This is a genomic window from Pseudomonas sp. TREG-RG-20F-10-E-6-01, assembly GCF_022662455.1.
Taxonomy (GTDB): Bacteria; Pseudomonadota; Gammaproteobacteria; order Pseudomonadales; family Pseudomonadaceae; genus Aquipseudomonas.
Genome location: NZ_JAKNQP010000025.1, coordinates 1 through 12,798 on the forward strand (window position 1 = coordinate 1; position 12,798 = coordinate 12,798).

Annotated in this window: 11 protein-coding genes and 1 pseudogene; 4 read left to right on the plus strand and 8 right to left on the minus strand. The window is 58.7% G+C overall.

Going from position 1 to position 12,798, the window contains the following annotated elements; translation table 11 throughout:
* A partial coding sequence (locus L8K08_RS29930; protein WP_242201966.1) for a hypothetical protein occupies nt 1–1,561 on the minus strand: 1,561 nt, incomplete at its 3' end.
* Between the two features lie 141 nt (nt 1,562–1,702).
* Here L8K08_RS29930 and L8K08_RS29935 point away from each other — a divergent pair.
* Nucleotides 1,703–2,473, plus strand: a pseudogene (locus L8K08_RS29935) (calcium:proton antiporter); the annotation flags it as partial.
* A gap of 56 nt (nt 2,474–2,529) precedes the next feature.
* Here L8K08_RS29935 and L8K08_RS29940 read toward each other — a convergent pair.
* The 3 genes from L8K08_RS29940 to L8K08_RS29950 all read right to left on the minus strand — a co-directional run bounded on the left by L8K08_RS29940 (nt 2,530) and on the right by L8K08_RS29950 (nt 5,231).
* Entirely contained in the window at nt 2,530–3,888 is a 1,359-nt protein-coding gene (locus L8K08_RS29940) for an 8-oxoguanine deaminase (protein WP_242201967.1), read from the minus strand.
* A gap of 280 nt (nt 3,889–4,168) precedes the next feature.
* Nucleotides 4,169–4,855 (minus strand): SDR family oxidoreductase, encoded by a 687-nt coding sequence (locus L8K08_RS29945; protein ID WP_145160379.1) that lies wholly within the window; start codon nt 4,853–4,855, stop codon nt 4,169–4,171.
* Nucleotides 4,856–4,880: 25 nt separating this feature from the next.
* Nucleotides 4,881–5,231 (minus strand): MerR family transcriptional regulator, encoded by a 351-nt coding sequence (locus tag L8K08_RS29950; RefSeq protein WP_106577748.1) that lies wholly within the window; start codon nt 5,229–5,231, stop codon nt 4,881–4,883.
* A gap of 82 nt (nt 5,232–5,313) precedes the next feature.
* Here L8K08_RS29950 and L8K08_RS29955 point away from each other — a divergent pair, with 82 nt between their 5' ends.
* The gene (locus L8K08_RS29955) at nt 5,314–5,730 is read left to right on the plus strand and encodes a hypothetical protein (RefSeq protein WP_242201968.1); all 417 of its coding nucleotides are present in this window, start codon (nt 5,314–5,316) and stop codon (nt 5,728–5,730) included.
* A 66-nt stretch (nt 5,731–5,796) separates the two neighbouring features.
* Here the strand turns inward: L8K08_RS29955 and L8K08_RS29960 are convergent, their stop codons facing one another.
* From L8K08_RS29960 to L8K08_RS29975, 4 genes are all read right to left on the minus strand, one after another.
* Nucleotides 5,797–6,378: a YigZ family protein gene (locus tag L8K08_RS29960; protein WP_145160385.1), complete on the minus strand. Its 582-nt coding sequence runs from the start codon at nt 6,376–6,378 to the stop codon at nt 5,797–5,799.
* Between the two features lie 12 nt (nt 6,379–6,390).
* Nucleotides 6,391–7,050 carry a TetR/AcrR family transcriptional regulator gene (locus L8K08_RS29965; RefSeq protein ID WP_106577751.1) on the minus strand — a complete coding sequence of 220 codons (660 nt, stop codon included), beginning with the start codon at nt 7,048–7,050 and terminating at the stop codon, nt 6,391–6,393.
* A gap of 87 nt (nt 7,051–7,137) precedes the next feature.
* Nucleotides 7,138–8,532 (minus strand): nucleobase:cation symporter-2 family protein, encoded by a 1,395-nt coding sequence (locus L8K08_RS29970; RefSeq protein ID WP_242201969.1) that lies wholly within the window; start codon nt 8,530–8,532, stop codon nt 7,138–7,140.
* Nucleotides 8,533–8,619: 87 nt separating this feature from the next.
* A complete protein-coding gene (locus L8K08_RS29975) occupies nt 8,620–9,540 on the minus strand; it encodes a LysR family transcriptional regulator (protein WP_145160389.1) in 921 nt (306 codons plus the stop codon).
* Nucleotides 9,541–9,665: 125 nt separating this feature from the next.
* Between L8K08_RS29975 and L8K08_RS29980 the strand changes: the two genes are divergently transcribed.
* Nucleotides 9,666–11,015: an aspartate aminotransferase family protein gene (locus L8K08_RS29980; protein WP_242201970.1), complete on the plus strand. Its 1,350-nt coding sequence runs from the start codon at nt 9,666–9,668 to the stop codon at nt 11,013–11,015.
* 39 nt (nt 11,016–11,054) lie between these two features.
* Nucleotides 11,055–12,548 carry a CoA-acylating methylmalonate-semialdehyde dehydrogenase gene (locus tag L8K08_RS29985; RefSeq protein WP_124416352.1) on the plus strand — a complete coding sequence of 498 codons (1,494 nt, stop codon included), beginning with the start codon at nt 11,055–11,057 and terminating at the stop codon, nt 12,546–12,548.
* Nucleotides 12,549–12,798 lie beyond the last annotated feature (250 nt).

A 12,798-nucleotide genomic window follows, 5' to 3' on the forward strand; every position in this document is an offset into this window, starting at 1 on the left:
TCGTTGCCCATCTTATTATCAGCCAGTCCGGGATATATCGGGCTCTTACAACCTGTACCGAATTATTTAACGTGTCTGCAACCTTCCGAAGGCTACCATACTCTAAGAAGGTGAGTATTCCCTGCGTGGTTCGCAGTGTGCTCAAGTTAAATTCTCGGTCTTTTATTCCGGCTGAAATTAACTCCGGCTTTAAGACGGAATATAATGTGATACCTGTGTTGAAAGCCATAACCTTCGCTATGGCGCGTCCCGTGCATCCAATCTGTGATTCATTCGCGACTAAAAAAAGCTTACGCCAATTCGTTTTTTTTCTGCCCTTCAAATTAGCTCTGGGAATCTCAGTGCATTCAATCAGGTCAGTAATGATTTCAGCGCTCAGTTTTGGGAGCAGTGAAGTTTTTCGCTTACCTGCCCGTGGCTTATCTACACTGAAGATGAGACTCTTTCCTCCGCTTCTGGCCCTCAGGTAGAATTTTCCCGCCTGAGTGTAGAGGCTGGATGTGATTAGCGAGTAAGGTGGGAATGACGGATTTTCTGAGATGAGTATGCAGCAAGCGGCTGCACAATCCCTACTCGATAGAAGGCCCAGTAGGCGACATAAAGTTTCTGTGATTGTGCATTTGGGAATGTCATTGTTACCTGCAATCTCTCTTATTTTTTTTAGCCATAGTTTTCGAGTCCTGTTGTTATAAATAATTGGCCGAAAAAAAGGTATTTCCATAAGCTGCACTGAGCTGATAGCAGACAATATAGTCGTGTTTTTGATATAGTATTTTAAAACTGCAAGAAACCAGTTGATTCCCAGGGGTTGGGATGGATGAGCAAGATGCACGCCGTTTACGATATATGCTTTGTTTCTAAGCATTGTTGTTATTTCTGGTTCGGATATTTTATCAGTTAGCTCTTTTCCGATTTGGTGGCACTGTCGCATCTTTTTCCAGTAAGCTGCGCAAGCGGCTACAACCGCATCTGCACCGGTTTTTAGCTTGTTTTTCAGACCCTCAATGTAAGTGTCGTCGTCAAGCTCCAGCCCTGATTCCACTAGCTCCCATTTGGGTAATAGTTCATTCAGGGATGACGGTACGGTTAGATGGATTGTTTCATGCCCAAGCGGTTGCTCTGCGCTATCGTGACACCCCCCATGTATCGAAGCACTAGGTATAAGTGAAGTTGTCGGGATAAAACCGCGCCTCTGAACTTCGACATATATGTCCTTTATTTTATGCCATTCGGCAATGCGTACAGAGTATTGAGTGCTGGGGTCTTCAAGATGGGATGAAAAATGCTCGTAAAGGTAAGCGTCCCAGTCATGAGGTGGGTATTGATCTTCGCTACGATCAATATTCTTGAGGATTCTATTCAGTGCTTGGACATATCCAGCAGCTGACTGCTCAGATAGCCTTGAAGCGCGCCTGACTACTGCGTCCGACAGTGTTTTTAGATCGCGGTCTTGTAGCCCTTCAGGGATCTCGAAGTTCCGAGTAGTGAAACCTTTTCGCGTATGAGCGTCGGGCCAACTGAACGTTAGCTTTTTTGTCCCGGTGATTTGGTACGCGAGCATACGCTAGCCCATGAATTTGATTATCAATTCAACCTAGCTCCAATTAGCTAGGTGTCAAATAGCATTTTCATGAAATCTCCTAAGATACTGATATTTATGATTAAAACCATGACATTAGATTTGCTTGTCTAGAAAACGACCATGCTCGATATCAACGGCATCCTCGGCCTGGCTGCGCTGATGGGCGGCATCAAACATGGCGAACAGTCCTACAACGATGACTCGGCACGCAGCTACAGCGTGATGATCCTTACGGCCATGGGCGTGTCGATGGTGGTGCCGGAATTTATCCCCCAGGCTGACTGGAAAATTTACTCGGCGTTCACCATCGGTGCGATGGTGCTGCTTTACACCCTGTTTTTGCGCATGCAGGTGGGGCCGCACAGTTATTTCTTCAGTTACAGCTACCCGGAAAAACGCCGCAAGAAACAGCCGGAAGAACAGCAGGAGCCGCCGATCAGTTTGGCTTTCTCCATTGGCACCTTGGTGTTTGGCGTGATTGTGATCGGCGCACTGGCCGAGGTGATGTCCAAGACCCTCGACCTGGGCCTGGAAGGCACGGGCGCACCGCCGGTGATCACGGCGATTGTGGTTGCGGCTATTTCGGCGGCGCCGGAAATTCTGACGGCCCTGCGCGCAGCCCTGGCCAACCGCATGCAGTCAGTGGTCAACATCGCACTCGGTGCGTCGTTGTCGACGGTGATTTTGACGGTGCCGGTGATGGAGGCCATGGCGCTCTACACCGGCCAGCCGTTCCAGATGGCGATGACGCCGGTGCAAACCGTGATGGTGTTGATCACGCTGGTTGTCAGTGCGATCAACCTCAACGATGGCGAGACGAACGCCATCGAAGGGATGACCCATTTTGTGTTGTTTGCGACGTTTATCATGCTGTCGTTGCTGGGGTTGTAACCAAGCCAATGTGGGAGGGGGGCAAGCCCCCTCCCACATTTTGGTCTGCGCCTGACTTAGGTTCCGGCGATCAACTGTCGCGCCGCCTGGCTGTGATCGGCAATCAAACCTTTCAGATCCAGCCCTTCAACCTGCCCGTCAATCACCCGCCATTTGCCCCCGATCATCACCCGATCCGCCCGGTCGGCGCCGCACAGCAGCAGCGCCGAAATCGGATCGTGGCTGCCGGAAAAACGCAGCTCATCGAGCTTGAACAGCGCCAGGTCAGCCTGTTTGCCCACGGCCAGTTCACCGATATCCGTACGCCCCAGTAATTGCGCCGATCCTTTGGTCGCCCAGCCCAGCACGCCTTCGGGGGTGATCTTTTCTGCGCCGTAACGCAGGCGCTGGATGTACAGGGCCTGGCGCGCTTCAAGGATCATGTTCGAGGCATCGTTGGACGCCGAGCCGTCCACGCCCAGGCCAATCGGCGCACCGGCGGCGAGCAGGTCCAGGGTCGGACAGATGCCGGAGGCCAGGCGCATGTTCGAGCTTGGGCAATGGCAGATACCGGTGCCGGCGGCGCCCAGGCGTGCGATTTCCTCCGGGTTGAAGTGAATGCCATGGGCCAGCCAGGTGCGCGGGCCGAGCCAGCCGACGCTGTCGAGATAATCCACAGTACGCAGGCCGAAGCGCTGCAGGCAGAAGTCTTCTTCGTCGAGGGTTTCCGCCAAGTGCGTGTGCAGGCGCACATCGAGGCTGTTGGCCAGTTCGGCGCTGGCTTGCATGATTTGCGGGGTGACCGAAAACGGCGAGCAGGGCGCCAGGGCAATCTGGATCTGCGCGCCGTCGCCGCGCTCATGGTATTCGCGGATCAGGCGTTGGCTGTCGTCGAGGATCACTTGGCCTTGTTGCACGGTCTGCTGCGGCGGCAGGCCGCCGTCGGCTTCGCCCAGGCTCATGGAACCGCGCGTGAGCATGGCGCGCATGCCCAGTTCGCGCACGCTTTGCACTTGCACGTCGATGGCATTTTCCAGGCCGTCAGGGAACAGGTAGTGGTGATCGGCCGCGGTGGTGCAGCCTGAGAGCAGCAATTCCGCCAAGGCGACTTTGGACGCCAGGGCGAGCTTTTCCGGGGTCAGCCGGGCCCACACCGGGTAGAGGGTTTTGAGCCACGGGAACAACGGCTGGTTGACCACCGGTGCCCAGGCGCGGGTCAGGGTCTGGTAGAAGTGATGATGGGTGTTGATCAGCCCCGGCAGGATCACATGTTCGCGCGCGTCAAACACCTGTGCGCAGGGCACGGCAGGCTCTTGTCCCCAGCCCAGCAGTTCGGTGATCACACCGTCTTGCAGCACCAGTCCGCCACGGGCATCGAGGCCATTGGCAGTGAAAATCGCGAGGGGGTTTTTTAACCAGATACGGGTCGCAGGCATTGGCCGGCTCCTCTGAATGATGGGTTCAGGTTTGCCAGCTCAGTGTTGCCCTGTCTGCTGATCCAGGGTCGCCGGTTGAGGCGAGGTCGGTAGATTACGTGGAGTTCTGGATCCGGTCCAGCTGTAGGCGCGAGGTGCTCTTGAGTCACCAGTGCCGTTCAGTTAAGCGGGCCCCTGTGGGAGCGGGCTTGCCCGCGATAGCGGTGTGCCAGTCAACATTAAGGTTGGCTGGGCCGACGTCTTCGCGGGCAAGCCCGCTCCCACATTTTGATCCGTGGTATTACCAGGCGATGGTGTCGCCTTTGTAGTCCACGAAGTGATGGCCGCCCTTGCCCGTGTAGGCATTTACCTGATCGATCAGGCCGCGCACGCTGGTGTCGACATCAATGAGCGCGTTTTCACCGCCCATATCCGTCTTCACCCAGCCCGGGTGCAGCGACAGCACGGTGAGCTTTTGGTCGCCGAGTTGGGTGATAAAGCTGTTGGTCATGGAGTTGAGTGCAGCCTTGCTGGCCTTGTACAGCGCCAGGTCCGCACCGTCGGGAATGGTCACGCTGCCGAGCACTGAGCTCATGAAGGCCAGCACGCCGCTGTCTTTGCGAATCTTCCCGACAAAACGCTGGGCCAAGTTGATCGGCGCCACGGCGTTGGTGAAGAACAGCTGGCCGACTTCCGCCAGGGTGGCGTGGCCAGGCTCTTGATTGGCGGGGCCTTTGACGCCGGCGTTGACGAACAGCAGGTCGAAGGTGCGGTCCTTGAGGCGCTGGCTCAGGGCGATCACGGCTTGCTGATCATCCATGTCCAGCTTTTCGACGTGTACCGGGCCTGCGGCTTTGAGCGCATCGGCCTTGTTCGGATCGCGCACGGTGGCGGTCACATCCCAGCCGTCCTGAAGCAATTGCTTGACCAGGCCAAGGCCCAGCCCGCGCGAGGCGCCGATGATCAGTGCGGTTTTTGGCGTAGACATGAAAGGCTTCCTTTGGAATGGAGGTTCACGGATTCAGTGGACAACGTTGCCCCAGCCTTTGCTGCAACTCCTGGCGCAGGTGGCCTAGTTCGCTGATACGGGTTTCGATCAGGTTGAGCTTGTCTTGCAGCAATTGCGTGACAGCGCTGTCGGGGTCGGGCGCCTGCCACAGGGCGGCGACGCTGCTGCCGATCTCGCCCAGGCTGAAGCCCAGGCGTTGCGCGGTCTTGATGTAGAGCACCAGTTGCACCATGTCTGGCGGGTAGTCGCGGTAACCGTTGGCGCTGCGTTGTGCTGCGATCAACCCGCGCTGCTCGTAGAAACGCAGGGTGTCGCGGCTGACCTGGCTGGCCTGGGCTAGTTCGCCGATACGCATGGGGCGGGCTCGAAAGGGCTTGACCCTGGAGCATACTCCAGGCTTTAGCCTGCTGGCTTCTTAATTCAAGGAGCTTGCCGATATGTGGACCGCTGCCCAATACCGAACACTGGTGCGCGCCAGCGCCTGGTATGACTTGATCGTGACCGCGGCGTTTGTCACCCCGTGGAGCTTTGTGTTGGTGCACAGCGTGTTGCAGGGTTTGAACCTGCCGGGGACGTTGCCGGCGTTTGCACCGGCGCATGTGCTGATGGCCAATTTGCTCGGCTCGATTGTGTGCGTGTGGGCAGTGCTGCGAATTCGCGACCCGCAGCGCCAGTTTGGCCTCTATGACGCGGCCGGGCGTGCACTGTTCGCGACCTGGCAGCTCTACGCGCTGATGCAGGGGGCGACGGCGGTGTTGTGGGTAACGTTACTGTTTGAGGGGGTGTGGGGCATCGCGCAGATGGTCCCCGTGGAGGCTGATCAAAAAATGACCGGCGCCCGTAAGCCCTTATGACAGAAGGGTTACAGGCGGATGTGCTCAGGTTATCCACAGGCAGGTGCACAGTAGATGTGGGCAGTTTCAGCGCGCCAGCAGGATGCGCCCACGGCTCAGGTCGGCAAGTTGGGTTTGCAGCGTGTCGATAGCCGCCTCGCCCAGTGCCAGCTGCAGCTCCACGCCATTGGCGGTGAAGGTTTCCTCCACCACCAGCCCGCCCAGTTCGGCGACCCGCAGTTTCACCAGGTTCAGCTCCGAAAAGCCGCAGGCGCAGCTCAGTGGCACGCGGCTGATCAGCTCGATGCGCTCGGCATTTTGCAGGCATTTGTTCGCGCCGCCGCCGTAGGCACGGGCGAGGCCACCGGTGCCCAGTTGGATGCCGCCGTACCAGCGAATCACCAGCACGGCGACCTGATCAAAGCCTTGGGCCTCGATGGCGGCCAGAATCGGCCGCCCCGCGGTACCGCCGGGTTCGCCGTCGTCGTTGCTGCGGTACTGGTCGGCGAGTTTCCAGGCCCAGCAGTTGTGCGTGGCGTTGAGGTCGCTGTATTGCTCGAAAAACGCTTGGGCGTCTTGCGCGCTGCTGATCGGCGCCGCGAGGGTAATAAAGCGGCTTTTGCGTATTTCTTCACGAAATTCGCAAAGGCCGGTAAGCGTGAAAGGCATAAGTCGCTTCGTTTAGAGGGCTGGCTTGATGCCACAGCCTTTGAGAATGATGTGGATCAGGTTGCTGCCGGCGTCTTCCATGTCTTGTTTGGTCAGCTTGGTGCGGCCAGTGACGCGGCAGATCTGGGTGGCAAAGTCGGCGTAGTGCTGGGTGCTGCCCCACAGCAGGAAGATCAGGTGCACCGGGTCGATGGGGTCCATCTTGCCGGCGTCGATCCAGGCCTGGAACACGGCGGCGCGACCACTGAACCAGGCGCGGTAATCCTGGCTGAAGTATTCGGTGAGGCATTCGCCGCCACTGATGATTTCCATGGCGAAGATCCGCGAGGCCTGTGGGTGACGCCGGGAAAACTCCATCTTGGTGCGGATGTAGCGGGTGAGCGCCACGGCCGGGTCGTCCTCGGCGGTCAGCGCGTTGAAGGTGCTGTCCCACAGTTCGAGGATATTGCTGAGCACCGCGATATACAGGCCGAGCTTGTTGGTGAAGTAGTAATGCAGGTTGGCCTTGGGCAGCCCGGCACTCGAGGCAATGGTGTTCATGCTGGTGCCTTTGTAGCCATGGCGCGCGAACTCGTCTTCAGCAGCCTGCAGAATCGCTTGTTCGTTCTTTTGCCGAATGCGGCTGGCGGGTTTACCGGCGTGGTTGCTGTGGGCAGGAACTTCGAGGCTCATGGAGGTTTCCGTGCTGATCGATAGAGACGACGTGTGCACAGATAACCCACCCTCAAGCCTCAGACAAGTCCCGATGCAATAAAACCGTCAAAGCGGTTCCAGCGTGTCGCTTTCCGGCGCGTGGTTTGCGCCAACGCAGGTCGCTTTGGTTTCCGGTAACAACAGGCACAACACGATGGCAGTCAGGCCGCCGCTGGTGATGGCTGAGTCGAACAGGTTTCGCACCAGGGACGGCATCAAGTGCAACAGGTCCGGTTGGGCGGCAATGCCCAGGCCGACGCCGAACGAGGTGGCGATGATCAACATGCTGCGCCGGTCCAGTGGTGCCTGGGCAAGGATGCGCACACCGGCAGCGGCCACGCTGCCGAACATCACCAGGGTGGCGCCGCCCAATACCGGCTTGGGAATTTGCTGCAGCACGGCACCAATCGACGGAAACAAGCCGAGACAGAACAGCAGCACGCCGATGTACAAACCGACGTAACGGCTGGCGACGCCGGTGAGTTGGATCACGCCATTGTTCTGCGCGAAGGTGGTGTTGGGAAAGGCGCTGAAGGTAGCGGCGATCATGCAACTCACACCATCGCCCAATACGCCGCCTTTGAGTCGGCTTATATAAGAAGGGCCGCTGATGGGTTGGCGCGCAATCATGCAATTGGCGGTGAGGTCACCGACGGTTTCGATGCTGCTGATCAGATACATCAGCGCGATGGGCAAAAAAGCGCTCCAGTCAAAGTTGAAACCAAAGCGAAAGGGCATTGGCACGCTGATCAAGGGCAAGTCGGGCAGGGCTTGGGGCACCAGTTTGCCGCTGAACCAGGCGGCCAGGCTGCCGAGGGCCAAGCCGATGATGATCGCCGAAAGGCGAACCCACGGGGTGTTGGAGCGGTTGAGCAAAATGATGGTCAGCACCACGAACACGCCCAACGCCAGGTTCACCGGAGCGCCGAAGTCGGGCGCGTTAAAGCCGCCGCCGAGGTCGGTGATGCCCACCTTGATCAGGCTGATGCCGATCAGCGTAATCACAATCCCGGTGACCAGGGGCGTGATCACTCGGCGAAGTTGGCCGATAAAGCGGCTCAGCACGATCTGTACCGCCGCGCCGAAAAAGCACACGCCGAAGACCATCGCCATGATGTCTTCCGGGCTGCCACCGCGTTGCTTGACCAGAAAGCCTGCCGACAATACTGCGCCGAGAAACGCAAAGCTGGTGCCTTGCAGGCAGATCATCCCGGCACCGATGCCAAATGGCCTGCGTGCCTGAATGAAGGTGCCGACGCCGGAGACCATCAACGCCATGCTGATCAGGTAGGGCAAATGGGCGGTGAGGCCCAGCGTGGAGCCAATAATCAAAGGCGGCGTGATAATGCCGACGAACGCCGCCAGAACGTGTTGCGCGGCGGCCAGTATTGCCGGGATGGGTTTTGGGCGGTCGTTGAGGCCGTAGATCAGGTCGCTGGGGCTGGAGGTTTCTGGTGGCATGGCGGGCAAACTCAGGGCGGACGGTTCAAGGTCCTTGTGCCTTGCAAAAAGCTGTCCAGTTGCTCAGCTTTTGCAGAAAGGCCCGAGCTAGCGCGTTGCCGCCAGACTTTCGAGAAAGCTTTCCAGCACCAAATGAGGGCGACGGCCCTTGCGCGTGACCGATGCGAGGCTCAAATCGTAAAAACGTGTAGTCGGTTTCAGCGCACGCAGTCGGCCTTGTTGCACCCACAGGCTGGCGTAGTGGTCAGGCAGGTAACCAATGTAGCGACCCGTGAGGATCAGGAACGCCATGCCTTCGCGGTCCGAGGCACTGGCGGTGCAGTTGAGTGCCTGGTAATGGGCCTGGATCTCGGCGGGCAAGCGGAAGGTGGGGGCGATGGCGTCCTGGCTGTCGAGGCGGGTGTCGTCCAGTTGTTTGTCGTCGGCATAAAACAGCGGGTGGCCAACCGCGCAATAGAGCAGCGAACGTTCGCTGTACAGCGGCTGGTATTCCAGGCCCGACAGCGCGCTGGCCTGGGGGACAACGCCGACATGCAGGCGGCCGTCGAGTACGCCTTGCTCGACTTCATTGGGGGCGATCATGCGGATTTGTATCTGCACGTCCGGGCCGCGTTCCTTCAACTGTGCCAACGCGTGAGTGATGCGCATGTGGGGCAGGGTGACGAGGTTGTCGGTGAGGCCGATGATCAGCTCACCACGCAAATGCTGATGCAGGCCGTTGACCTCAGTGCGAAAGCTTTCCAGGGCACTTAATAGCTGCAGGGCCGATTGGTAGACCTCGCGGCCTTCTTCGGTGAGCGAGAAACCGGCACGCCCGCGTTGGCACAGGCGCAATCCCAGGCGCTGTTCGAGGTCGCTCATCTGCTGGCTGATGGCCGAGCGGCCAATGCCGAGCACGGTTTCTGCTGCCGAGAAGCCGCCGCACTCCACCACGCTGCGAAAGATGCGCAACAGGCGGATATCGAAGTCACTGACTTGGGCCAGGGGGTCGGGTCGACGGCTGCTCATAGTTTAGTGAAGGCCTGACTGAAGGTTAGAAAAGTTGAATTTCACCGACTTTATCCCCGTGGCAATTTAGCTGCAAGAACGCTTTTCAATCCCGACGCTGCCTTTTGCCCTGCGAGGTTTTGCTGATGAACATGCCCGAAAACGCCCCTACGTCCCTGGCCAGCCAATTGAAGTTGGATGCGCACTGGATGCCCTACACCGCCAACCGTAACTTCCAGCGTGACCCGCGCCTGATCGTGGCCGCCGAAGGCAGCTGGTTGACCGATGACAAGGGCCGCAAGGTGTACGACTCGTTGTCGGGCCTGTGGACCTGCGGCGCCGGGCACACCCGCAAGGAAATCCAGGAAGCGGTCGCCAAGCAACTGGGCACCCTGGACTACTCCCCGGGCTTCCAATACGGCCATCCGCTGTCGTTCCAGCTGGCAGAAAAGATTACCGACCTGACGCCGGGCAATTTGAACCACGTGTTTTTCACGGACTCCGGCTCTGAGTGCGCCGATACCGCGGTAAAGATGGTGCGCGCCTACTGGCGCCTTAAGGGCCAGGCGACCAAGACCAAAATGATCGGCCGCGCCCGTGGCTATCACGGTGTCAACATCGCCGGCACCAGCCTGGGCGGCGTCAACGGTAACCGGAAGCTGTTTGGTCAGGGCTTGATGGATGTGGATCACCTGCCTCACACCTTGCTGGCGAGCAATGCGTTTTCTCGTGGCATGCCGGAGCAGGGCGGTATCGCCTTGGCCGATGAGCTGCTCAAGTTGATCGAACTGCACGACGCGTCGAACATCGCCGCCGTGTTTGTTGAGCCGATGGCCGGCTCCGCTGGCGTGCTGGTGCCGCCACAGGGTTACCTCAAGCGTCTGCGTGAGATCTGCGATCAGCACAACATCCTGCTGGTGTTCGACGAAGTGATCACCGGGTTCGGCCGTACCGGCTCGATGTTCGGCGCCGACAGCTTCGGCGTGACCCCGGACCTGATGTGCATCGCCAAGCAAGTCACCAACGGCGCGATCCCGATGGGCGCGGTGATTGCCAGCAGCGAGATCTATCAGACCTTCATGAACCAGGCGACGCCGGAGTACGCCGTGGAATTCCCCCACGGCTATACCTACTCGGCGCACCCGGTGGCGTGCGCGGCTGGCCTGGCGGCATTGGACCTGCTGCAGAAGGAAAACCTGGTGCAGAGCGTGGCCGAAGTCGCGCCACACTTTGAGAATGCGCTGCACGGTTTGAAGGGCAGCAAGAACGTGATCGACATTCGTAACTACGGCCTGGCCGGCGCGATCCAGATTGCTCCGCGTGACGGTGATGCCATCGTGCGTCCATTCGAGGCCGGCATGGCCTTGTGGAAAGCCGGCTTCTACGTGCGCTTTGGCGGCGACACGCTGCAGTTCGGGCCAACCTTCAACAGCAAGCCGCAGGACCTGGATCGTCTGTTTGACGCGGTCGGCGACGTGCTGAACAAGATCGACTGATTCCTCCTTCTATATAGAACACCTTTTCAGGAGCCCTGCATGAGCCTTATCCAGCATTTGATCAACGGTGAGTTGGTCAATGACAGCGGCCGGAGTGCCGACGTGTACAACCCGTCTACCGGCCAAGTGATTCACCAGGTGCCGCTGGCCAGTCGTGAAACCATTCAACAGGCGATCGACTCGGCCAAGGCCGCGTTCCCGGCGTGGCGCAATACCCCGCCGGCCAAACGTGCCCAGGTGATGTTTCGTTTCAAGCAATTGCTGGAGCAAAATGAAGCACGCATCTCGCAGTTGATCAGCGAAGAGCACGGCAAGACGCTGGAAGACGCGGCGGGTGAATTGAAGCGCGGGATCGAGAACGTCGAGTACGCGTGCTCGGCGCCGGAGATTCTCAAGGGCGAGTACAGCCGTAACGTGGGGCCGAACATTGATGCCTGGTCGGATTTCCAGCCGTTGGGCGTGGTGGCTGGTATTACGCCGTTCAACTTCCCGGCGATGGTGCCGTTGTGGATGTACCCGCTGGCCATTGTCTGCGGCAACTGTTTCATCCTGAAGCCGTCGGAACGTGATCCAAGTTCTACGCTGCTGATCGCGCAGTTGCTGCAGGAAGCCGGCCTGCCTAAAGGCGTGTTGAGCGTGGTGCACGGTGACAAGGGCGCGGTGGATGCGCTGATTGAAGCGCCGGAAGTCAAGGCGCTGAGCTTTGTGGGTTCGACGCCCATTGCCGAATACATTTATTCCGAAGCGACCAAGCGCGGCAAACGTGTGCAAGCGCTGGGCGGGGCGAAGAACCACGCGGTGCTGATGCCGGACGCAGACCTGGATAACGCCGTGAGTGCCTTGATGGGCGCGGCGTATGGTTCGTGCGGTGAGCGTTGCATGGCGATCTCGGTGGCGGTGTGTGTGGGTGATCAGGTGGCGGATGCGTTGATCGCCAAGCTGGTGCCGCAGGTCAAAGCGCTGAAGATCGGCGCGGGCACTTCGTGTGGCCTGGATATGGGGCCGTTGGTGACGGGCCAGGCGCGCGACAAGGTCAGCGGCTATATAGAAGACGGCGTGTCGGCGGGTGCCAAGCTGGTGGTCGACGGTCGCGGTTTGAGTGTTGCCGGTCATGAGGAAGGTTTCTTCCTGGGCGGCAGCCTGTTTGATCGTGTGACGCCTGAGATGCGTATCTATAAAGAAGAGATCTTCGGGCCGGTGCTGTGTGTGGTTCGGGTGGATAGCCTGGAAGCGGCGATGCAACTGATCAATGATCACGAATACGGTAATGGCACTTGCATCTTTACTCGTGACGGTGAGGCGGCGCGCCTGTTCTGTGACGAGATTGAAGTGGGCATGGTCGGGGTGAATGTCCCGCTGCCGGTGCCGGTGGCTTATCACAGCTTCGGCGGCTGGAAGCGCTCGCTGTTTGGCGACTTGCATGCCTATGGGCCGGATGGGGTGCGTTTCTATACCCGTCGCAAGGCGATCACCCAGCGTTGGCCGCAACGAGCCAGCCATGAAGCGTCGCAGTTTGCCTTTCCTAGCCTGTAAGGCGGAATAAAAGCCGGCCCCTTGGGGCCGGCTTTGTCGTTTTTGGGGCTTTATTGACCGATATGACAGAAATATGAAAAAAGGTGTTGACGGCAGATTCTGGAAGTCTATAATTCGCCCCACTTCCGGCGCAGTCGAAACGGAAAACTCCTTGGTAAACAAAGAGTTATGCGAGATTCGACAGCGAGTTGCTTCAGTTCATCGAAGCCCAGAAGGAGTTGGTAGAGCGGTGTTGTTTGGCTCTATTAAC